The 21779-nt window shown below is 72.2% G+C and carries 20 protein-coding genes; 10 read left to right on the forward strand and 10 right to left on the reverse strand.

Annotated features, from left to right (window positions below):
• Positions 1-41: 41 nt before the first annotated feature.
• Together ACF07V_RS00855 and ACF07V_RS00860 are read right to left on the reverse strand one after the other, a co-directional pair.
• Positions 42-806 (reverse strand): DUF4232 domain-containing protein, encoded by a 765-nt coding sequence (locus ACF07V_RS00855; RefSeq protein WP_392150752.1) that lies wholly within the window; start codon positions 804-806, stop codon positions 42-44.
• 117 nt (positions 807-923) lie between these two features.
• Positions 924-3569, reverse strand: coding sequence for a BTAD domain-containing putative transcriptional regulator (locus tag ACF07V_RS00860; RefSeq protein WP_392150753.1), 2646 nt, complete (start codon positions 3567-3569; stop codon positions 924-926).
• A gap of 167 nt (positions 3570-3736) precedes the next feature.
• Here ACF07V_RS00860 and ACF07V_RS00865 point away from each other — a divergent pair, with 167 nt between their 5' ends.
• The gene (locus ACF07V_RS00865) at positions 3737-4351 is read left to right on the forward strand and encodes an antibiotic biosynthesis monooxygenase (RefSeq protein ID WP_392150754.1); all 615 of its coding nucleotides are present in this window, start codon (positions 3737-3739) and stop codon (positions 4349-4351) included.
• Positions 4352-4468: 117 nt separating this feature from the next.
• On the opposite strand, the gene ychF is transcribed toward ACF07V_RS00865, so the two are convergent.
• On the reverse strand, positions 4469-5557 hold the full coding sequence (ychF, locus tag ACF07V_RS00870) for a redox-regulated ATPase YchF (RefSeq protein ID WP_369146265.1): 1089 nt from the start codon (positions 5555-5557) through the stop codon (positions 4469-4471).
• Between the two features lie 162 nt (positions 5558-5719).
• On the opposite strand from ychF, the gene ACF07V_RS00875 reads away from it, so the two are divergent.
• The gene (locus ACF07V_RS00875) at positions 5720-6400 is read left to right on the forward strand and encodes a DUF6542 domain-containing protein (protein WP_392150755.1); all 681 of its coding nucleotides are present in this window, start codon (positions 5720-5722) and stop codon (positions 6398-6400) included.
• Between the two features lie 104 nt (positions 6401-6504).
• Here the strand turns inward: ACF07V_RS00875 and ppgK are convergent, their stop codons facing one another.
• A complete protein-coding gene (ppgK, locus tag ACF07V_RS00880) occupies positions 6505-7248 on the reverse strand; it encodes a polyphosphate--glucose phosphotransferase (protein ID WP_392150756.1) in 744 nt (247 codons plus the stop codon).
• Between the two features lie 30 nt (positions 7249-7278).
• Complete coding sequence (locus ACF07V_RS00885; RefSeq protein WP_392150757.1) at positions 7279-8319, reverse strand: 4-hydroxy-3-methylbut-2-enyl diphosphate reductase; 1041 nt, start codon at positions 8317-8319, stop codon at positions 7279-7281.
• Between the two features lie 54 nt (positions 8320-8373).
• Here ACF07V_RS00885 and ACF07V_RS00890 point away from each other — a divergent pair, with 54 nt between their 5' ends.
• From ACF07V_RS00890 to ACF07V_RS00905, 4 genes are all read left to right on the forward strand, one after another.
• Positions 8374-9726, forward strand: coding sequence for an APC family permease (locus ACF07V_RS00890; RefSeq protein WP_392150759.1), 1353 nt, complete (start codon positions 8374-8376; stop codon positions 9724-9726).
• Between the two features lie 79 nt (positions 9727-9805).
• Entirely contained in the window at positions 9806-11023 is a 1218-nt protein-coding gene (gene xseA / locus ACF07V_RS00895; protein ID WP_392150761.1) for an exodeoxyribonuclease VII large subunit, read from the forward strand.
• A 35-nt stretch (positions 11024-11058) separates the two neighbouring features.
• Complete coding sequence (locus tag ACF07V_RS00900) at positions 11059-11331, forward strand: exodeoxyribonuclease VII small subunit (RefSeq protein WP_392150762.1); 273 nt, start codon at positions 11059-11061, stop codon at positions 11329-11331.
• A gap of 1055 nt (positions 11332-12386) precedes the next feature.
• Positions 12387-12977 carry a malonic semialdehyde reductase gene (locus tag ACF07V_RS00905; RefSeq protein WP_392150763.1) on the forward strand — a complete coding sequence of 197 codons (591 nt, stop codon included), beginning with the start codon at positions 12387-12389 and terminating at the stop codon, positions 12975-12977.
• An 87-nt stretch (positions 12978-13064) separates the two neighbouring features.
• On the opposite strand, the gene ACF07V_RS00910 is transcribed toward ACF07V_RS00905, so the two are convergent.
• A complete protein-coding gene (locus ACF07V_RS00910) occupies positions 13065-13598 on the reverse strand; it encodes a DUF4245 domain-containing protein (RefSeq protein ID WP_392150764.1) in 534 nt (177 codons plus the stop codon).
• Positions 13599-13715: 117 nt separating this feature from the next.
• Here ACF07V_RS00910 and glpX point away from each other — a divergent pair, with 117 nt between their 5' ends.
• Complete coding sequence (glpX, locus tag ACF07V_RS00915) at positions 13716-14750, forward strand: class II fructose-bisphosphatase (protein WP_352023716.1); 1035 nt, start codon at positions 13716-13718, stop codon at positions 14748-14750.
• A 93-nt stretch (positions 14751-14843) separates the two neighbouring features.
• Here glpX and ACF07V_RS00920 read toward each other — a convergent pair whose 3' ends face one another.
• Together ACF07V_RS00920 and ACF07V_RS00925 are read right to left on the reverse strand one after the other, a co-directional pair.
• Positions 14844-15215, reverse strand: a complete 372-nt coding sequence (locus ACF07V_RS00920; RefSeq protein ID WP_078908476.1) for a WhiB family transcriptional regulator — start codon at positions 15213-15215, stop codon at positions 14844-14846.
• 146 nt (positions 15216-15361) lie between these two features.
• Entirely contained in the window at positions 15362-16072 is a 711-nt protein-coding gene (locus ACF07V_RS00925; protein WP_392150765.1) for a DUF1707 domain-containing protein, read from the reverse strand.
• A gap of 241 nt (positions 16073-16313) precedes the next feature.
• Between ACF07V_RS00925 and ACF07V_RS00930 the strand changes: the two genes are divergently transcribed.
• Together ACF07V_RS00930 and ACF07V_RS00935 are read left to right on the forward strand one after the other, a co-directional pair.
• Positions 16314-17984, forward strand: a complete 1671-nt coding sequence (locus ACF07V_RS00930) for a fumarate hydratase (RefSeq protein WP_392150766.1) — start codon at positions 16314-16316, stop codon at positions 17982-17984.
• A 252-nt stretch (positions 17985-18236) separates the two neighbouring features.
• Positions 18237-18857 carry an HAD family acid phosphatase gene (locus ACF07V_RS00935; RefSeq protein ID WP_392150767.1) on the forward strand — a complete coding sequence of 207 codons (621 nt, stop codon included), beginning with the start codon at positions 18237-18239 and terminating at the stop codon, positions 18855-18857.
• 5 nt (positions 18858-18862) lie between these two features.
• Here ACF07V_RS00935 and ACF07V_RS00940 read toward each other — a convergent pair whose 3' ends face one another.
• Entirely contained in the window at positions 18863-19375 is a 513-nt protein-coding gene (locus tag ACF07V_RS00940) for a hypothetical protein (RefSeq protein WP_392150768.1), read from the reverse strand.
• A gap of 115 nt (positions 19376-19490) precedes the next feature.
• Here ACF07V_RS00940 and ACF07V_RS00945 point away from each other — a divergent pair, with 115 nt between their 5' ends.
• The gene (locus ACF07V_RS00945) at positions 19491-20120 is read left to right on the forward strand and encodes a lipoprotein (RefSeq protein WP_392150769.1); all 630 of its coding nucleotides are present in this window, start codon (positions 19491-19493) and stop codon (positions 20118-20120) included.
• A 78-nt stretch (positions 20121-20198) separates the two neighbouring features.
• Here the strand turns inward: ACF07V_RS00945 and ACF07V_RS00950 are convergent, their stop codons facing one another.
• On the reverse strand, positions 20199-21728 hold the full coding sequence (locus tag ACF07V_RS00950) for a ricin-type beta-trefoil lectin domain protein (RefSeq protein WP_392150770.1): 1530 nt from the start codon (positions 21726-21728) through the stop codon (positions 20199-20201).
• Positions 21729-21779 lie beyond the last annotated feature (51 nt).

A 21779-nucleotide genomic window follows, 5' to 3' on the forward strand; every position in this document is an offset into this window, starting at 1 on the left:
GGGTCTCGCGACCCAGGAGACGGGTCTCGCGGGGTGACGGCTCAGAACTCGTCGGCGCCGTTGCGGAGCTCGTACGTCCAGTAGCCCGTCTTCGCGGCGGACTCGTCGACCGCGAGGCCGCCGGCGGGGGCCTTCACGACGATGCTGCCCTCGGCGGGGCCCTCGGCGGCGAAGAGGTTCACGTTGAACTCGTTCACGACCTTGTTGTCCTCGTGGACGCCGCCGAGCGCGATCCGCACGTTCGCGTAGGCGGGCTCGCCGGCCTTCAGGACGATCGGCGTGCCCGGCTTGCTCTTCGCGACGGCCGGGACGTCCTTGGCGGTCTGGATCGGGCCGAAGGCGATGAGCGGGTACTCGATCAGGGTGCACGAGCGGCCGGAGGTGTTGGTGGCGGTGAGCACGATGTGCTCGGTCGGGACCTCGTCCGCCTTCGCCGCCGTGACCTTGATGTCGCCGTAGGCGCAGGCGGGGGCCTTCGTGGAGCTCTGGCCGCTCGTGGAGCCGGTGGTGGAGCCGGCCTTCGAGCCGCCGGTGGAGCCCGTGGAGCCGGTGGAGCCGGTCGCGGTCGAACCGCCCGCCGTCGAGCCGCCCGTGGAGCCCGAGCCGCTCTTCGTCGCGGTCTGGTCCGCCGTACCGCCGCCGGCCGCGCCGGCCTCACCCGTACCCGCGGTGGACGGGGCGGAGCTCGCGCTGCCCGCGTCCTTGGCGCCCGTGGCGTCGTCCCCGCCGCCGCAGGCGGTCAGGCCCAGCGAGAGGGCGGCGATGGCGGCGGCGGCCAGGACGGTGTTCTTGCGGTGGTTGCGCATGGTGGTACTCCCCCGTTGACGCGTTCGGTCGGCGCGTGCGGTCCACGCGCGCCGGTGCACCTCACTCGGTGCTGTATCCAGCTTCCCGGCCCGCGCTGCCGTCCCGCTTGCGTACCGCTAACGATCCGCTGACAGGCGCGAGAGGTGCGCCGCCGCCCGCGCCGAACCCTCGGCGAATCCGGCCGCGTCGGCGGCGACGATCGCACGTTCCAGCTGGTCGGCGGCCTCGTCGAGACGGCCGATGCCGGCCAGCGCCTCGCCCCGGGTGATCTGCAGCGAGGCCCGGGTGACGACCGCGTCGGGCGCCACCAGTTCCCCGGCGCGAACGGTGTGCGCGAGCGCCGCCTCGTACTCCTCCGCCTTGAGGCAGTGGCCCGCCAGGTGCTGGAGGGTCAGCACCTGGGTGGAGGGGTGGCCGGTGCGGTCGGCGAGGGAGACGGCGTGCAGCATCAGCAGCCCGGCCCGCTCGTGCTCCCCGGTCGCGTCCAGGACGGCGGCGTGGTTGACGTAGGCGATCGCCTCGCTGATCGCGTCGCCCGCGCGGGCCGCCAGGCCGGGCGCCTTCTCCAGGTGGACGAGCGCCTCGGCGTCCCGGCCCTCCTCGTGCAGGATCCAGCCGAGCAGGGCACGCGTGCGCGACTGCGCGTCCAGGTCCCCGATCGCCTCGGCCGAGGCGAGCCCGGCCTCCAGGAGCGGGGTCCAGCCGTCCCCGATCCGCATGAGCATCAGCGGCCACTGCACGAGCGCGAGCCGCCAGGCCCGGTCGTGCATCCCGAGGGCGGCCGCGGCGGCGACCGCGCCCTCCAGGGCGGGGCGCTCGGCCGCGTACCAGTCGAGCGCCGCCGTACGGTCCTCGAACTCCCGGGTGGCGGCGGGCCGTCGGGCGTCGGCGGGCAGCGCGTAGCAGGGCTGCGAGCCGGGCTCCGCGGCGGCGTCGGCCGCGAGGCCCGTGTAGAGGTAGAGGTCGAGGAGCCGGGGCAGGCCCTCGGGGTCGGCCTGCGGGGCGAGATGCCGGGCGTAGAGGCGTACGAGGTCGTGCGGCGTCCAGCGGCCGGGGACGGCCTCGGTGAGCAGATGGGCGGCGGCGAGCCGGTCGAGGTCGCCGGAGGCCTGCCCGGGCGTCGTCCCGGCGAGCGCGCCCGCCGCGAACCGGTCCAGATCGGATCCCGTGTGCAGACCGATCGCGCGGAACAGTCGTGCGGCGGACTCCGGCAGCTGCTGCACGGTGAGGTGGAGTGCCGCGGACACCCCCCGGTCCTCCACGTCGAGCAGCGCCAACCGGCCCTGCTCGTCGGCGAGTTCGCCGACCATCGCGCCGAGCGTCCAGTGCGGCCGCTCGGCCAGGCGGGCGGCGGTCACCCGGAGGGCGAGCGGCAGTCCGTCGCAGAGCCGGGCGAGCCGGGTGGCGGCCGCCGGTTCGGCGGCGACCCGATCCTCGCCGAGCACGCTGGTGAGCAGGGCCGCCGAGGCGGCTGCCTTGAGGTGTCCGAGCGGCACCGGGTGGGCCGCGTCGGAGGCGATGAGGCCGCCGAGCCGGTCGCGGCTGGTGACGAGCGTCGTGCACGGGGCGCCGCCGGGCAGCAGCGGCCGGACCTGCTCGGAAGAGCGGGCGTTGTCGAGGACGACGAGAAGCCGCCGCCCGCTGGTGAGCGAGCGGAACAGCGCGCCGCGCGCGTCGACGGTCTCCGGGACCTTCTGCGGCGCGACTCCGAGGGCGAGCAGGAACTCCCGCAGGACGGCGGCGGTCTCCGGCGCCGCGGTGTCGCTGAAGCCGCGCAGGTCGGCGAAGAGCCGCCCGTCGGGGAAGTCGGCGCGCCGCTCGTAGGCCCAGTGGACGGCGAAGGCGGTCTTGCCGACGCCGGCGGGCCCGGTGACGAGACAGACGGGCCCGTCGCCGGCCCGCGCCGCGCGGTCGAGGGCGGCCAGCTCGGCCCCGCGCCCGGTGAAGCCGCGCGGCGCCCGCGGCAGGCCCTCGGGCACCGGGACCCTGACCTCGGCGGCGGGGCGGGGCACGGAGACGGGCGCGGCGGAGCGGAGCAGCGTCGCGTACGCCTCGCTCAGCGTCTCACCGGGGTCGACGCCCAGCTCCTCGGCGAGCAGCCGCCGGGTCCGGTGGTACCAGTCGATCGCGTCCGACTGACGGCCGGAGCGGGCGAGCGCCAGCATCAGCGCGGCGGCGAGGGACTCGCGCAGCGGGTGGGCGACGGCCTCGGTACGGAGGACGGCGGCGGCCCTGCCGTGCTCGCCGAGCTGCCCGTACGCCTCCGCCAGCGCCTCCACCGACGCGAGCCGCAGCTCCTCCAGGCCGCCGGCGGCGGCTTCGAGGGGCCGACTGTGCACGGTCCCGGTCAGGGCGGGCCCCTGCCAGTACGACAGCGCCTCGCGCAGCATCCGTACGGCGTCGGCGGGCCTGCGCTGCACCCCGGCGAGCCCGACGAGCTCCTCGAAGCGGTGGGCGTCGACGAGCGACTCGGGCATCCGCAGCACATACGCGGACCCCTGGGTGGCGAGCTCCACCCCGTACGCCTCGGCCCCGTGCTCCGCGAGCAGGGCCCGCAGCCGCGAGACGTGCCCCTGGAGGACGGTCTTGGCGTGCGTGGGCGGCTCCTCCTCCCACAGGGCGTCGATCAACTGACCGACGTTCACGGCGCTGTTGGGCCGCAGCAGGAGCATGGCGAGCAGACTGGACCGCTTGGCGGGCCCCAAGGCTACGTCCCTGTCCTCCGCCACCAGCGCGACGGAGCCGAGCAGCCGGAACTCCACCTGTATACCTCCGCGATCCCTCTCCCCCATTCCCGAGGAATCGAGGATACGTGGGTGGGCGGGCGGGGCATCGCAGCCGGGGGTTCACCTGATTGCCCCCTGCCGCGTTGCCCGGTATCGGCCCCGGTCATCGCATGGAGTGGGGGCAGACGGCAGGAAAGGGAACCATGTACGTTCGCAGCATCTACGCAACGGGTGATCCGGCCGAGCTCGACGGGGTCGCCGAGGCGCTCCGGACCGAGGGGCGCGAGCTGCTGTCGTCGCAGCCGGGCTTCCGCGGGATGGGGCTGTTCGTCGACCGCGAGGTCGGCAAGCTCCTGGTGGGATCGTGGTGGGAGGACGAGGCCTCCCGGCAGGCCAGCTTCGAGACCCTGAGCAAGCGGCGGAACGAGCTGTTCGCGCCCTTCGCGCTGACGACGACGGTCGACAACTGGGAAGCGGCGGTCGCCCGCCGCGGAGAGGACGTGGGGCCCGGCGGCGGGTTCCGGCTGGTCCGCATGGACGTCGATCCGGCCGACATCGATCTGCTGGTGGAGACCTTCCGCGAGACCGCGTTGCCCAAGGTCCAGAAGGTCCCCGGACTGAACGGCATCTCCCTGCTCGTCGACCGCGCCCGGGGCAGAGCCGCCGTCGGCGCCCTCTACGGCGAACACGACGCACTCGTGGCCTCACGCGGCCCCGTCGCGGCGGTCCGCGGCGAGGCCACGGCGAAGTCCCGCGCGACGACCACGAGCCTGGAGGAATTCGAGGTGGTCCTGGCCACGGCGGTCAACCACCCCTGAGCCCGGAGCGGGCACGGACGACGAAAGGGGCCCGGACTCAACGAGCCCGGGCCCCTTCCGGCCTGCACTTCCGTCACCCGCACTCCCGACACATCGGCCGACGTGCGGACGGAGTCACTACACGTTGAAGCGGAACTCCACGACGTCGCCGTCCTGCATGACGTACTCCTTGCCCTCCATGCGGGCCTTGCCGGCGGCGCGGGCGTCGGCTACCGAGCCCGTGTCGACGAGGTCGGCGAAGGAGATGACCTCGGCCTTGATGAAGCCCTTCTGGAAGTCGGTGTGGATGACACCGGCCGCCTCGGGGGCCGTCGCGCCCTGCTTGATCGTCCAGGCGCGGGATTCCTTCGGGCCGGCCGTCAGGTAGGTCTGCAGGCCGAGGGTCGCGAAGCCGACGCGGGCGAGGGTGGCGAGGCCGGGCTCCTCGGCGCCGACGGACTGGAGGAGCTCCATGGCGTCCTCCTCGTCCAGCTCGGCGAGGTCCTGCTCCAGCTTGGCGTTGAGGAAGATCGCCTCGGCCGGGGCGACCAGGGCGCTCTGCTCGGCCTTGAAGGCGTCGTCGGTGAGCTCGTCCTCGTCCACGTTGAAGACGTACAGGAACGGCTTCGTGGTGAGGAGGTGGAGGTCGTGCAGGAGCTCCGCCTTCTCCGAGCCCTGGACGATCCCCTGCGAGAAGAGGGTGTCGCCCTTCTCCAGGATCGCCTGGGCGGCCTCGACGGCGGCGACCTTGGGCGCCGTGTCCTTCTTGATCCGCATCTCCTTCTGGAGGCGCGGCAGGACCTTCTCGATCGTCTGGAGGTCCGCGAGGATCAGCTCCGTGTTGATCGTCTCGATGTCGTCCTTCGGCGAGACCTTGCCGTCGACGTGGACGACGTTCTCGTCCTTGAAGGCGCGGATGACCTGGCAGATCGCGTCCGACTCGCGGATGTTCGCGAGGAACTTGTTGCCCAGGCCCTCGCCCTCGCTCGCGCCGCGCACGATGCCCGCGATGTCGACGAAGTCGACCGTCGCCGGGAGGATGCGCTGGGAGCCGAAGATCTCCGCGAGCTTGGTCAGGCGGGCGTCGGGGACACCGACGACGCCGACGTTGGGCTCGATCGTGGCGAACGGGTAGTTGGCCGCCAGCACGTCGTTCTTGGTCAGGGCGTTGAACAGGGTCGACTTGCCGACATTCGGCAGACCGACGATTCCGATCGTGAGCGACACGGTGGCGACTTCCTGAAGGTGTGGATGGTGGGCCGATCCCCCAGTTTACGGGCGGGCCGAACCGGCCAGTGACGCCGACCTTCGGTCGTTCTCATGGGCAAGGTCACCCAAAGGGCGTGTCCCGGACCCCGTTCCCGCCCCCTTCCGACCTACGTTGGTCGAGTGGAGCAGCACAGGACAAGTCAGCCGCAAGGCCGCCGAAGGCCGCAGACCCCCGCCACGCCGGTCGCACCGCCCGGCGCGCTCGTGGAGGGCGCGGCCGTCTACCGCGTGACCGGCAGGGCCGGGCGCGCGCCCGGGCGCGCCCGCGTGGAACGGGCCGGAGCGCCGGCCGCGCCCGGCACCCCCGCCGGGCGGCGGCCCGTGCCGCCCGTCGTCCTCGCCCTGCGCCGGCTCCCCTCGCCCCGCCTCACCGGGCTCGGCGCCGGGCTCTTCGCCTCGGCCGTCATGCTGACGCTCGGCCTCCTCGACGAGCTGCTCCTCGACGGCTCCCCCGTCGTCTACGGGCTGCTGTTCCTGCCGGTCAGCGCCCTGACCGCGCTCTGGGTCCGGACCGCCGACCTGGTCACCGCCCCGATCGGCGTCCCGATCGCCTTCGCCGTCGGCGTCGTCCCCATCGCGGGCGGCACGGGCGGCTTCGGCGGCCAGGCCATGGCCGTCGTGACCGCCCTCGCCGTGCACGCCGGCTGGCTCTACGGCGGCACCCTCGTCGCCGGCGTCATCGCGAGCGTCCGCAAGGTCCGGGACATGGGGCGCCGCCACCGGCGCACCGCGCCCCGTGCGGGGTCGGGCGAGGGCCCGGGCGGGCGGGCACCGGCGGCGGGGCGTCGCCCGGTCGCGTAGTCGGATCCGGTATTCGGTATTCGATATCCGGTATTCGGTAGCCGGTATCCAGTAGTTGGATCCAATATTTGGTGTTCGTATGTTGGATATTGGATCCCGGCCCCTCAGGCCGCCCCCGCCGCCATCCCCGCCCCCACGATCCCGGCGTTGTTCTGCAGCTCCGCCGGGACGATCTCCGCGCGGATGCCCTCGATCAGCGGCAGGAACTTGTCGGCCTTGCGGCTCACGCCGCCGCCGATGATGAACAGTTCCGGCGAGAAGAGCATCTCCACGTGCGCGAGGTACTTGCGCAGCCGCCGGGTCGCCCAGTGCTCCCAGCTGAGGTCCTCGTCCTCCTTGGCCTTCGTCGAGGCCCTGGTCTCCGCGTCGTGGCCCTTGAGCTCCAGGTGGCCGAGCTCGGTGTTGGGGACGAGCCGGCCGTCGACGAAGAGGGCGGAGCCGATGCCCGTGCCGAGGGTCAGCAGGATCACGGTGCCCTTGCGGCCCCGGCCGGCACCGAAGGTCATCTCCGCGATCCCGGCCGCGTCGGCGTCGTTCAGGACGGTCACGGGGAGGCCGCCGAGGCGGTCGCTCAGGAGGGTGCCGGCGTCGACGCCGATCCAGGACTTGTCGACGTTCGCGGCCGTACGGATGGTGGAGCCGGTCACCACGCCGGGGAAGGTCACCCCCACCGGCCCGGTCCAGCCGAAGTTCTCCACGACCTCCGCGACGCAGCCCGCCACACCGTCGGGTGTGGCGGGCTGCGGGGTCAGTACCTTGTGGCGCTCCTCGGCGAGCGTGCCGCGTTCCAGGTCCACGGGGGCGCCCTTGATGCCCGAGCCGCCGATGTCCACTCCGAAGACGTTCATGGACCCCACGGTAAGGGCTGGCGCGCCGCGCTACTCCTTGACGGACGCGGTGGGCGCGGCGGGCGCGGCGGCCGCCGCGAGCTTCTCCGCCTCGGCCCGCAGGTCCTTGTTGCGGAGCTCCTTGGGCAGCGAGAAGGTCAGCGACTCGTCGGCCGTCTTGACGATCTCCACGTCCGCGTAGCCGCGCTCGGCGAGCCACTCCAGGACCTCCTGCACCAGGACGTCCGGGACGGAGGCGCCGGAGGAGAGGCCGACGCTGGTCACGCCCTCCAGCCAGGCCTCGTCGATCTCGCTGGCGAAGTCGACGAGGTACGCGGCGGGGACGCCGGCCTGCTTGGCGACCTCGACCATGCGGATCGAGTTGGAGGAGTTCTTCGAGCCGACGACGATCACGAGCTCGGCCTGGCCGGCGAGCTCCTTGATGGCGGTCTGGCGGTTCTGCGTGGCGTAGCAGATGTCGTCGGACGGCGGGGAGATCAGCTGCGGGAACTTCTCCTTCAGCGCGTCGACCGTCTCCATCGTCTCGTCGACCGAGAGCGTGGTCTGGGAGAGCCAGACGACCCGGGAGGGGTCGCGGACCTCGACCTTGGCCACGTCCTCGGGGCCGTCGACCAGCTGGATGTGGTCGGGGGCCTCGCCGGAGGTGCCGATGACCTCCTCGTGGCCCTCGTGGCCGATGAGGAGGATGTCGAAGTCGTCCTTGGCGAAGCGGACGGCTTCCTTGTGGACCTTGGTGACCAGCGGGCAGGTGGCGTCGATGGTCGCGAGGCGGCCGACACGGGCCTCCTCGTGGACGGTCGGGGCGACGCCGTGCGCGGAGAACATCACGATGTTGCCGGGCGGCACCTCGGTCGCCTGGTCGACGAAGATCGCGCCCTTCCGCTCCAGGGTCTGGACGACGTACTTGTTGTGGACGATCTCGTGCCGGACGTAGATCGGCGCCCCGTACTGCTCAAGGGCCTTCTCCACGGCGATCACGGCACGGTCCACGCCCGCGCAGTAGCCGCGGGGGGCGGCGAGCAGGACACGCTTCGGGCGGTTCGTCGCGGGCGTTGCAGTCATGGGTCCCATCGTAAGGCCGCGTCGGTGAGCGGATGGAGCGGCGCCTTGGCCGAAACTGGCGCCATGGTTCAGGAGACGCAGGTGGCGGACCACGAGGGGCTTCGACGGAACCTCGGATTCCGCGACCTCGTGGTGTACGGACTGCTGTTCATCGCCCCCATGGCACCGGTCGGCGTCTTCGGCACCCTCGACGCGAAGTCGCGCGGGGCCGTCGCACTCGTGTACGTCGTGGCCACCGTCGCCATGGCGTTCACGGCGTTCAGCTACGCCCAGATGGTGCGGGTCGCACCGCAGGCCGGTTCCGTCTTCACGTACGCGCGCAAGGGCCTCGGCGAAGGGCCGGGCTTCATCGCCGGGTGGATGGCGATGCTCGACTACCTGCTGATCCCGGCCGTCGCCTACCTCTTCGCGGGCATCGCGATGGAGGCGCTGGTCCCGGAGGTGGACCGGTGGGTGTGGACCGGGATCGCCGTGGTGGTCACCACCCTGCTGAACCTGTGGGGCGTGCGGGCGGCGGCCCGGGTCGGCTTCGCGGTGCTCGCGATGGAGATCGTGGTCCTGCTCGTCTTCGCCGGCTCGGCCGTGGTGATGCTCGTACGGGACGGGGCGCGGCGCGACTGGTGGTCGCCGCTCACCGGTGACGGCTCGTTCTCGCTCGCCGCGGTGGTGGGCGCGGTGTCGGTGGCCGTCCTGTCGTACCTGGGCTTCGACGCGATCGCCTCCTTCGCCGAGGAGGTCACGGGAGGTTCGCGGAAGGTGGCGCGGGCGGTGCTGTTCTGCCTGGCGCTCGCGGGCGTCCTGTTCGTGGCCCAGACCTGGCTCGTGGCGCTCCTGGAACCGGTCTCCTCGGCCGAGCTCGCCGCCGATCCGGCCAAGCAGGGCTCGGCCTTCTACGACGCCGTGGACGCCTCGGTCGGCGGCTGGCTGCACGACCTGGTGGCCGCCTCCAAGGCGATCGGCGCGGCCTTCGCGGCGCTCGCGGGGCAGGCGGCGGGCGGCAGGCTGCTGTTCGCCATGGGCCGCGACCGGCGCCTGCCGCACCTGCTCGCCCGCACCGACGGCGGTGTCCCGCGCGTGGCGCTGCTCGTGTCGGCGACGGTGACGATGATCGCGGCGCTGTGGGCGGCGCGCCGCGACGACGGCCTCGACCATCTGGTCTCGGTGGTCGACGTCGGCGCGCTGACCGCGTTCGTCCTGCTGCACGCGAGCGTGGTGGGCTGGTTCGCCGTGCGGCGGGCGGAGGGGCCGCCGCACTGGTTCCAGCACGTCGTGATGCCGGTGGCCGGCGCGGCCATCCTGATCGCGGTGATCGTCGAGGCCTCGGCCGCCGCGCAGCTGGTGGGCGTGGTGTGGCTGGGCGTGGGCCTCGTCGTCCTGGCGGTCCAGGGCGCGACCCGGACGTCCACGCGCGCGTGAAGCGGCCCGGCGCGCCCCGACCGCGCCGGACCGCCCGCGCGCCCCTGACGTTGTCGTACCGCGCGGTTACGCTCGGTCCATGGGTCTGACTACGTCCGCAGAAGCACCGCTTCCCGTCGGTGAGGTCTCCCGGATGATCGGGGGGTGGATCGACCGGCTCGGGGCGATCTGGGTCGAGGGGCAGATCACGCAGCTGTCGCGGCGCCCCGGCGCCGGGGTCGTCTTCCTGACGCTGCGGGATCCCTCGTACGACATCTCGATCGGCGTCACCTGCTACCGCCAGGTCTTCGACGCGGTCGCCGACGTCGTCTCGGAGGGCGCCAGGGTCGTCGTGCACGCCAAGCCCGAGTGGTACGCGCCGCGCGGGCAGCTGTCGCTGCGGGCGGTGGAGATCAAGCCGGTCGGGATCGGCGAGCTGCTCGCGCGCCTGGAGCAGCTGAAGCGGAGCCTGGCCTCGGAGGGTCTCTTCGCGCTCGACCGGAAGAAGCCGCTGCCGTTCCTGCCGCACCTCGTCGGCCTGGTCTGCGGCCGCGCCTCGGCGGCCGAGCGGGACGTCCTGGAGAACGCGCGCCGGCGCTGGCCCGCAGTCCGCTTCGAGGTGCGGAACGTCGCGGTGCAGGGCGTGAAGGCGGTCCCGCAGGTCGTCGAGGCGGTCAAGGAGCTGGACGCGCACGAGGACGTCGACGTGATCATCGTGGCCCGGGGCGGCGGCAGCGTCGAGGACCTGCTGCCGTTCTCGGACGAGCAGCTGGTCCGGGCGGTCGCCGAGTGCCGGACGCCGGTGGTGTCCGCGATCGGGCACGAGCCGGACTCGCCGTTGCTCGACCTGGTGGCCGATCTGCGCGCCTCGACGCCGACGGACGCGGCGAAGAAGGTCGTCCCGGACGTCGGCGAGGAGCTGGACCGGGTGCGGGGGCTGCGGGACCGGGCGCTGCGGACCGTGCGCGGCCTCCTGGAGCGCGAGGAGCGCGGTCTGGCGCACGCGCTGGCGCGGCCCGTCATGGAGCACCCGCAGCGCATGGTCGAGGTCCGCGAGGACGAGCTCGCGGCGCTCCTCGCGCGGAGCCGGCGGGTCCTCGGGCACCTCCTGGACCGGGCGGACTCGGAGCTCTCGCACACGCGGGCGCGTGTCCGGGCGCTGTCGCCCGCCGCGACGATGGAGCGGGGGTACGCGGTGCTCCAGCGGGCGGACGGGGCGGTGGTCCGCTCGCCCGCGGAGGTCACGGAGGGCGAGGAGCTGCGGGCCAGGGTCGCCGAGGGCGAGTTCACGGTGCGGCGCGTGGCCGATCCGGCCTGAGCGAAGAGAAACGGATACCAAGGATGGAGCGGCACATGGCAGCGGGAACGGACGCGGGTACGGACGTGGGTACGGACACCAGCGCGGAAGAGGCGGCCCTCGGCTACGAGCAGGCGCGGGACGAGCTGATCGAGGTCGTCCGGCGGCTCGAGGCGGGCGGGACGTCCCTGGAGGAGTCCCTCGCGCTCTGGGAGCGCGGCGAGGAGCTGGCGAAGGTGTGCCGGCGCCGCCTGGAGGGGGCGCGGGCCCGACTCGACGCCTCACTGGCGGCGGAGCGCGCGGCGGAGGCGGAGGACGAGGAGGAGTAGCCCCGCCCTCGGCGAGCGCGGCGCCCCGGCCCGGCCGCATCCCGGCACAGGCCACGACCACACCCCGGCCCTTCCCGTCAGGCCGCGCCCCGTCACGGCCGCATCCCGTCAGGCCGCACCCCGGCACAGGCTGCACCCCCTCACGGTCGTACCCCGGCCCTCGGCACGGGCGGCACCCGGCACCGGCCACGCCCGGCAGAGGCCGCACCCCGTCACGGCCGCATCCCGTCAGGCCGCATCCCGTCAGGCCGCACCCGGCGCAGGCTGCATCCCCTCACGGTCGTACCCCGGCCCTCGGCTCGGGCGGCACCCGGCACTGGCCACGCCCGGCAGAGGCCGTCAGGCGGCGCCCCCTGCACAGGCCCCCGGCAGAGGCCGCGCCCCGGCCCGGCCGCATCCCGGCACGGCCACATGCCGGCCCTCGGCACGGCCGCACCCCGGCAGAGGCCGTCAGGCGGCGCCCCCTCACGACCACACCCCGGCCCTCGGCACGGGCGGCGCCCGGCACAGGCCGCACCCTGGCAGAGGCCGTCAAACGGCCCCCGACACAGGCCCCGGCAGAGGTCGCGCCCCATCCAGGCCGCGCCCCCTACGCCCCCCGGCCCTCGGCGCGGGCAGCGCCCGGCACGGGCCGGGCCCCGGCAGCGGCCGTGCCCCAGCCCGGCGAGCGCCCCGACCCGCAGCGCGGGCGGCGCCCACGTCACGGGCCCGGGCCCCGGCTCAGCCGCACCCCCTCGCGGCTGCCCCGGCACAGCCGGCACCCCCCACTACGCCCGTCACCGACGAGCCTCGGCAGAGGCCGCGACCCCTCGTGGCCGCACCCACTCACGGCGGCGCCCCGTCACGGCCGCCCCCGGCAAGAGCCGCGCCCCTCCACGGCCGCCCCCGGCACAGGCCGCCCCCTCACCCCCCACACCCGCACATGTAGACTCCAAGTGAAGCGGATCACTATCCGGATGCGTTAGTTGAATTTTCACCAATTCTGGGCGTACTGTCGAGACATCGCTCGAACCTCGTACGAGCGAACCCCCTTTGCAGTCCGGAAGGTACGCAGCATGTCTCTCGCCCTTGACGCCGTCGCCCAGGACCTCCTCTTCCGTGAGGCCCGCACCGCCAACACGTTCACCGACGAGCCGGTGACCGACGAGCAGGTCCAGGCGATCTACGACCTGGTGAAGTACGGCCCGACCGCCTTCAACCAGACCCCGCTGCGCATCACCCTGGTCCGCTCCCCCGAGGCCCGCGAGCGCCTGGTGAAGCACATGGCCGAGGGCAACCAGGCCAAGACCGCCGCCGCCCCGCTGGTCGCGATCCTCTCCGCCGACAACGAGTTCCACGAGGACCTCCCGGCCCTGCTCCCCCACTTCCCGCAGGCCAAGGACATGTTCTTCGCCGAGCGCCCGGTCCGCGAGGGCTCCGCCCTCCTGAACGCCGCCCTCCAGGCCGCGTACTTCATCGTGGGCGTCCGCGCCGCCGGCCTCGCCGCCGGCCCGATGACCGGCCTGGACTTCGCCGGCGTCCAGAAGGAGTTCCTGGACGACGACCACACCCCGCTGATGGTCATCAACATCGGCAAGCCGGGCGAGGACGCCTGGTTCCCGCGCTCCCCGCGCCTCTCCTACGACGAGGTCGTCACCACCGTCTGAGCCTGACGGCACACAGAGCGGCACACGGAAGGGCCCCGCACTCCACGAGTGCGGGGCCCTTCCCGTGCGTATACGCACCTATACGGATCAGACCTTCTGCGACCGGAGCGAGCCGGCCATCTCGGCCAGCCGCTCGAAGGACGCCGTGCCGGTCACCACGGTCGTCGCGCCGTTCTCCGTGCGGACGAGCGCGTCGTACTTCGGGCCCTCCCAGCGCTGCCAGACCTGGCCGGCGACCGTCTGGGTCTTCCCGGTGTCCTTCGCCTTCTGGGTCACCTCGGGCACGAACTTCCCCGGCTCGGCCGTCGACTGGTTCACGGCCACGTACTGGGTGTCCGGGGAGAGGAAACCGAGCTGCCAGGCGTTGGACTTCTCGCGCTTGTACGAGACGACCGTCGCCTTCCAGCCCTCGCCCAGGCCCTCGGGGGCCAGCACCGGATAGGGCGCCGCCCGCTGGGCCGTGAGGAGCTCGACCCGGTAGTCCTTCGCCTTGACCGGGTCGGCGCTCTCGTCGTGCGGGATGAAGAGATACATCACGCCCGCGGCGATCATGATCACCCCGAGGGACTGGAACATCCCGCGTACCGTCTGCCTGCCTCGCATACCTGCCACGCCCACCATGGTCGCATCATGGTGTTGTGCTCATACGTGGGCCCCTCTGCTCATTTTGTCGACGTACCGATAGAGTCGCATCACCCTCTTTTTCCCGGCCGTCGCCGTACAGAAAGGTGCGCTCCGATGACCGAGCACCACCACCTTCCGCCCGAGCTTGTCGTTTCTCCCGAGGCCCCCGACCGCAACCTCGCCCTTGAGCTGGTCCGCGTCACCGAGGCCGCCGCCATGGCAGCCGGCCGCTGGGTCGGTCGCGGCGACAAGATCGGCGCGGACGGGGCGGCGGTCAACGCCATGCGGACCCTGATCTCCACCGTCTCGATGAACGGCGTCGTCGTCATCGGCGAGGGCGAGAAGGACGAAGCCCCGATGCTCTTCAACGGCGAGCGGGTCGGCGACGGCACCGGCGCCGAGGTCGACATCGCCGTCGACCCGATCGACGGCACCACCCTCAACGCCAAGGGCATGCCGAACGCGATCGCCGTCCTGGCCGCCGCCGACCGCGGCACCATGTTCGACCCGTCCGCGGTCTTCTACATGGACAAGCTGGTCACCGGCCCCGAGGCCGCCGACTTCGTCGACATCAACGCCCCCGTCTCGGTCAACATCCGCCGGGTCGCCAAGGCCAAGAACTCCTCGCCCGAGGACATCACGGTCGTCATCCTGGACCGCCCCCGCCACGAGGGCATCGTCAAGGAGATCCGCGAGACCGGCGCCCGGATCAAGTTCATCTCGGACGGCGACGTCGCCGGTTCGATCATGGCCGTCCGCGAGGGCACCGGCGTCGACATGCTCATGGGCATCGGCGGCACCCCCGAGGGCATCATCTCCGCGTGCGCCATCAAGTGCCTCGGCGGCGTGATCCAGGGCAAGCTGTGGCCGAAGGACGACGCCGAGCGCCAGAAGGCGCTGGACGCGGGCCACGACCTGGACCGGGTGCTCTCCACGAACGACCTGGTCAGCGGCGACAACGTGTTCTTCGTCGCGACCGGCATCACCGACGGCGAGCTGCTGCGCGGGGTGCGCTACCGCGCCGAGACGGCGACCACGCAGTCGCTGGTCATGCGCTCGAAGTCCGGCACGATCCGCCAGATCGACTCGACGCACCGCCTCTCGAAGCTGCGCGCGTACAGCGCGATCGACTTCGACCGCGCGAAGTAACGCTTCCGCGCGACGGTACGAAGAGGGGCGCCCCCATGTGCGGTGGGGGCGCCCCTTCTCGTACGGGCACGCGGGAAGGTCTCCGCGGTCCCGTCAGCCCGCCTGGGCGATCCGCTCGGTCGCGGCGGCCTTCCGCAGCTCCACCTCACGGCGCCGGCGCCGGGCGAGGACGACGCGGCGCTCCGCCGCGGTGAGCCCGCCCCACACCCCGTACGGCTCGGGCTGGAGCAGTGCGTGCTCCCGGCACTCGACCATCACCGGACAGCGCGCGCAGACCCGCTTGGCCGCCTCCTCGCGGGCGAGCCGCGCGGCGGTCGGCTCCTTGGAGGGCGCGAAGAAGAGCCCGGCTTCGTCCCGGCGGCACACCGCCTCCGCGTGCCATGGACCGGCCTCGTCCTCCCGGGCAGGGGCGCGCTGAGAGGGTACGGCGGCGACCTGGAGGGGCTGATGCGGCAGTTGCAGCACGGTCTACTCCTGACGACGGCTTCGCGAGCGAGCGGCGATGCACCAGCCCTACCCGCTGTGCGCGCGCCTATGCACTGCGTGCCCCGCCGTTCCGCACTGCGGATACCCGAGGGCGAATTCCGGTCACCTCCGGGCGGCTCCCGGCGTCAGTGCCCGAGGTTCTTCCGGAGCCTGCCCTGGAGGTTGGTGATCCACTTGCCGCGCTTGGGCTTGGCCTCGACGTTCCCGAAGACCGAGTAGCCGTTGACGACGACGACCGGGGCCTGCGGGTCGGCGCCCTCCAGGGTCACGACCTCGAAGTTCCCGAAGACGCCGGTGCCGCTGCCGCGCATGCTGATGTTCTCCGGGACCCGCACCTCCACGTTGCCGAAGATGGAGGTGGCGTTGATGGTGGTCAGCCGCTGGGCGAAGATCGCCTCGGTCAGGTCGATCTCGACGTTCCCGAAGAGGGCGAAGGCGTTCGTCCGGCGGCTCACCCGCCAGCGGCCCTTGCGGGTGGTGCTGGAGAAGATCGCGACGAGGTTGTCCGCGGGACCCTCGGTCTCGTCGGAGCCCCAGACCAGGGCCGGTTCGGTCTCGCGGACGGTCCGGGCGGCCGGCAGGTCGCGGACGATCGGCTCCAGCTCCCCGACGGTCTTGGCCCGGTAGACCGCGTCGATGCGGTCCGAGTGCTCCTCGGGGTCGAGCCGTCCCTCGGCGAGCGCGTCCCTGAGAATGTCCGCGATCCGGTCCCGGTCCGCGTCCGAGGCCCGCAGCGAGCCCTGAGGATCGACGAAGGAGGGGGAGGTGGCGGCGGGGGCGGCCGGCCGCTGCGGCTGCGGCTGCTTCTCGGGTTCGGGCTGCTTTTCGAGGTCCACGGAGCCAGCGTAGCGAAACGCGATAGATCGCAACCAGGGGGAACACCCCGGTGCCATCCCCTAGGGGACGGCACCGGGACAGGGGCGCGCCTCCGCGACCCGAACACGCCATTCCGGTGCGGTCGCACCCCCTACTGAGCCTTACCTCACAGGATCGGCGCCGCCCCCGCGTCTTACGCTGGAGGGCGCGCCGCCAACGGAGGCGGCGCAGCTGTCTGCCGAGTGAGGAATGGCCGCCGTCATGCCTGAGTTTGCGTACTCCGATCTGCTCCCCCTGGGAGAGGACACCACGCCCTACCGCCTGGTGACCTCCGAAGGTGTCTCCACCTTCGAGGCCGACGGGCGTACGTTCCTCAAGGTGGAGCCGGAGGCGCTGCGCAAGCTGGCCGCCGAGGCGATCCACGACATCCAGCACTTCCTGCGCCCGGCCCACCTGGCCCAGCTGCGCCGGATCATCGACGACCCCGAGGCGTCCAGCAACGACAAGTTCGTCGCGCTGGACCTCCTCAAGAACGCGAACATCGCCGCCGCCGGCGTGCTGCCGATGTGCCAGGACACCGGCACGGCGATCGTCATGGGCAAGCGCGGCCAGAACGTGCTGACCCCGGGCCGTGACGAGGAGGCCCTGTCCAAGGGCATCTACGACGCGTACACCAAGCTGAACCTGCGCTACTCGCAGATGGCCCCGGTGACCATGTGGGAGGAGAAGAACACCGGCTCGAACCTGCCCGCGCAGATCGAGCTGTACGCGACCGACGGCGGCGCGTACAAGTTCCTCTTCATGGCCAAGGGCGGCGGCTCGGCCAACAAGTCCTTCCTCTACCAGGAGACCAAGGCGGTCCTGAACGAGGCCTCCATGATGAAGTTCCTGGAGGAGAAGATCCGTTCGCTCGGCACGGCGGCCTGCCCGCCGTACCACCTGGCGATCGTCGTCGGCGGCACGAGCGCCGAGTTCGCGCTGAAGACCGCGAAGTACGCCTCCGCGCACTACCTGGACGAGCTGCCCACCGAGGGCTCGGCCGAGACCGGCCACGGCTTCCGCGACAAGGAGCTGGAGGAGAAGGTCTTCGAGCTGACGCAGAAGATCGGCATCGGCGCGCAGTTCGGCGGCAAGTACTTCTGCCACGACGTCCGCGTCGTCCGTCTCCCCCGCCACGGCGCCTCGCTGCCCGTCGCGATCGCCGTGTCCTGCTCGGCCGACCGCCAGGCCGTCGCGAAGATCACCGCCGAGGGCGTCTTCCTGGAGCAGCTGGAGACCGACCCGGCGCGCTTCCTGCCGGAGACGACGGACGAGCACCTCTCCGAGGAGAGCGACGTCGTCACGATCGACCTGAACCAGCCGATGGACGAGATCCTCGCCGAGCTGACGAAGTACCCGGTGAAGACCCGTCTGTCCCTCAACGGCCCGCTGGTCGTGGCGCGCGACATCGCGCACGCCAAGATCAAGGAGCGTCTGGACGCGGGCGAGGAGATGCCGCAGTACCTGAAGGACCACCCGGTCTACTACGCGGGCCCCGCGAAGACCCCCGAGGGTTACGCCTCCGGCTCCTTCGGCCCGACGACGGCCGGCCGCATGGACTCGTACGTGGAGCAGTTCCAGGCGGCGGGCGGCTCGAAGGTCATGCTGGCCAAGGGCAACCGGAGCAAGCAGGTCACGGACGCGTGCGGTGCGCACGGCGGCTTCTACCTCGGCTCGATCGGCGGCCCGGCGGCGCGTCTCGCGCAGGACTGCATCAAGAAGGTCGAGGTCGTCGAGTACGAGGAGCTCGGCATGGAGGCGGTCTGGAAGATCGAGGTCGAGGACTTCCCGGCCTTCATCGTCGTCGACGACAAGGGCAACGACTTCTTCCAGAACCCGGCCCCGGAGCCGACGTTCACGCACATCCCGGTGCGGGGTCCCGGCCTCGGCTGATCCCCCAGGGCCCCAGGCCCCCAGGGCTCTCACGGCGCCCCTCGGCCCCTCCGGGCCGGGGGGCGCCGTCGTCCCGGGTCGTCGATCGTCGTTCCGTGTCGTCGATGTCGCGTGTGTCGTCGATGTCGTCCCGCGTCGTCGATCTTCGCTCAGAAAGTCGCTACCGACCGGTAGCCCTCCCGTTGCCTACTGGTCAGTATGGGTCGCGAGCATGTCAACCACTGAGCCGGTTCGACCCCTCGGGAGCCCCCCATGCCCTCCGCCAAGACCACCGCCGCGGCCCTCGGCCTGACCGCCGTCCTCGTCGTCGGCGCCGCGCCCGCCGCCTCCGCCGCCGACCCCGACACCCACGTCACCTCGGCCGCGGCCCTGGCGGACGTCGACTACACGACCTGGCGCCACGACGTCGCGGCCGTCGTCTCCGAGGCCCGCCCGTACATCGAGGCGCGCTCCGAGAACGCCGGCCGCGAGAAGCAGGCCATCGTCCTCGACATCGACAACAGCTCCCTGGAGACGGACTTCCACCCGTTCTGGGAGCTGCCGACCCCGGCCATCGCGGACGTGCGCGCGCTGGTCGGCGACGCCCACGCGCGCGGGGTGGCCGTCTTCTTCGTCACCGCCCGCCCGGGCATCATCCACTCCCTGACGGACTGGAACCTGAAGAAGGCCGGCTACCCCGTCGACGGGCTGTACGTGCGCTCGCTCCCCGACCTGTTCGCCGAGGTCAGCGCGTACAAGACCGAGAAGCGCGCCGAGATCGAGGCCAAGGGCTACACGATCATCGCGAACATCGGCAACAACACGACCGACCTCGTCGGCGGACACGCCGAGCGCACCTTCAAGCTCCCGGACTACGGCGGCAAGCTGTCGTAACGGGCTCAGCGCGAGGTGACGTGGAACTCCAGCCGCGAGTAATCCCCGTCGGGGGTCGTACTCACGTATCCACGCGCCTGCGTGAAGTCACCGGTGCCTCCGGTGATGGCGACGTCGTAGGCGGCCGGCGCCTCGTTCGAGATGTCGAAGGTGACGAGGGCCTGGGCGGTGAGCTGTCCGCCCGGTCCGCCGTTCAGGACGAAGGTGCCCACGCAGTTCACGTCGGCCTGGTCACCGGAGACACGCACCACGGCGCAGGTCACGCCGTCGCGGCCGACCTTGGTGCCGCCCTTGGTCTTGTACAGGTCGTCGGCGAGCGTGAAGACGTCCCCGGCCTTGGGCGGCGGCCCGCTCTCGCTCGCCCCGGCGGCCGGGACCTCCTTGGCGTAGAGCGTGAACTCGAAACCGTCTCCGTTGTCGGCGAAGGCGGAGACGGGGGCGGCGGCGAAGGAGACGGCCGCGACGGCCGCCACCGTGCAGACGCCGAGCACGCCGGTCCTCCTGAAGCTGCGGATCATGTCCTGCCTCCCGTGGGATGGGGTCCCCCTCGGCACGCTTCACATTCTCCGGCGGTCAGGCCGGATTCGCCCGTCCGGCGTATTTCCCGGCGGGCGCGTCGGGGATCATGGCGCCATGCCCGAGAGAGCCCGCCCGATACGTACGTCCGCCGTCCCCGCCGCCCTGGTGGCGGCCGGGCTGCTGCTGACCGCCTGTGGAACGACGCCGATGCCGGACGCCCCGGCGGCCGGCTCGCCGAAGCCCCCGACGACGCCCCGGGCCGCGGTGACCCTCGGCGGTCCGGGTTCGGCCTGCGCCCTGCCCGTCTCGTTCGCGCTCGCGGAGGACTGGAAGCCGGAGGCCATCAAGAACCCCGAGGACCCGGAGTTCGCGGCGCTCACCCGGCAGGGCCCGGCCACGGTCCGCTGCGAGGTCGACGCCAAGCCCTCCGGGAACATCGGCTACCTGCGGGTGTGGACGGCCCCGAAGAGCCCGGCACGGACGGCTCTCGAAGGCTTCGTGAAGGCGGAGAAGGGCAGTTCGGCGGCCTCGTACCGGGAGACGAAGGCGGGCGCGCTGCCCGCGACCGAGGTGACCTACACGGTCTCCGACAAGCTGACGGAGGAGTCCAAGGAGGAGCGGGCCTTCGCCGTCTCCACCCCGAAGGGGACGGTCATCGTCCATCTCGGCGGGCTCGACACCGACGAACACCGGGCGATGCTCCCGGCCTACGAGCTGGCGAAGAGCACGACGAAGGCGCTCTGAGCGCGCCGCGCGCTCCCCGGGCGTGACCGTGGCCCCCCGTCCCGCACCGGACGAGGGGCCACGGCGACTCGGAGGCTCCTAGGCGAACTTCTGGTTCGCGGAGCCGTCGCAGTTCTGGAGCCGGATCGGCTCCTTCGCCGCGCCCTGGGCGAGGCAGAGTCCGGTCGCGGCGGCGGGCCGGATCGTGGCACCGTCCCGGACGAACTTCTGGTTGGCGGCGCCGCTGCAGTTCCAGACGATGAGGGCCTTGCCGGCCTGGTAGGCGGCTCCCGGCACGTCCAGGCAGCGGTCCTGGGTGAGCTGGGTGTGGACGGTCTTCCGGGCGGAGTCGTACCACCAGCCCTGGTTGCGGCCGCCGTGGCAGTCCCAGCCGAGGACGGCGGTGCCGTTGGCCGACTCGGAGGCGTTGACGTCGAGGCAGTTGCCGGTCGCCTGGTTCCTCAGCGGCTGGTACGCGTCGTCCCAGGCGAGCGGGAAGAGCGTCGGGGTGCCGGAGGAGTTGACGTCGGCGCAGCTCGCCTCGCGCAGGCCCGAGTTGTAGATCTGGGTCAGACAGGACGCGAAGGCTCCGTGGCCGCTCTTGTTGGGGTGGAACGACTGGCGTACGGAGTTCTCGTCGAGGCCGCCGGGCTTGGAGAGGTCGATGTAGAGGCCCCGGGCCCAGGTGTCCTCCATGCAGACCTCGTGGCCGTGGAAGAGGCGCGAGTTGTCGAGGTAGGTGGCCCCGGTGTCGGCCGCGATCCTGCGCATGCCGCGCTCGAAGGCGGGGACGGCGGAGTTGCGGCCCCACTTGGTGTCGGAGTCGTACCCCATGCCGCCGCAGACGAGCTTGCCGGGGAAGCCGGGGTTGTCGTAGAAGTCGGGGCCGATCGGGCTGGGGTAGCCCATGACGACGAGCTTGTAGTCGCCGTCGGCGTATCCGGCGTCGCGCATGACGGTCCTCAGGTCGCGGACGGTCTGCTCGACCTTGGGGACGAGTCCGTCCACGCGGGCCTGCCAGCCGGGGGCGTACTTGGGCTCGCAGGTGCCCTGGCTGAGCACGTACCGCTGGACGCAGTCGGTCATGACGGGCCCGAACTGCAGGTCGTCGTTGGCGCCGGCGACGAGCAGGACCATCTTGATCCGGGTGTTGCGGGCCTTGATGGCGAGGTTGTCGCTCTGGACGAGCTCGTCGGCGTACTGCTTGGAGCCGCCGATCCGGATGTTCCCGGTGTAGGCGCCGGAGCAGGACACGTTGAAGGTGAGGTCCGCGGGGATCCCGGTGCGGTGGATGGCGGCGTCCGGGGAGCGGTGGCACCAGTTGGTGGGCCCGTTGGTGGGCGACTCGTACGTGCCGGTGCCCTCGCCGGAGATCTCGCTGTCGCCGAGCGAGATGAGGCCGGTCCTGCGCTCGGCGAGCGGGCGCTCCTCGGGGCTGCCGTAGATCTTGGTGGCCTCGGCCGCCCGGATCGCCTCCAGCTCGGGAGAGAGCGGTACGGAGGTGATTCCGGCCGCGGTGCTCGTGTCGACCGCGCCGGCGGGGGCGGCTGCGGTCATGCTGCCGAGGGCCGCCGCGGCGGCGGCGACGGCCGCGACGGGCCAGCGGAGTCTGTACCTGGTGCGCTTCACTGCGCCTCCTGGAAGTGGGGTTACCCACGGTTTTTACTGGCCGGTACGCGC

Origin of the sequence: Streptomyces sp. NPDC015661 (assembly GCF_043077765.1) — a bacterium.
Lineage (GTDB): Bacteria > Actinomycetota > Actinomycetes > Streptomycetales > Streptomycetaceae > Streptomyces.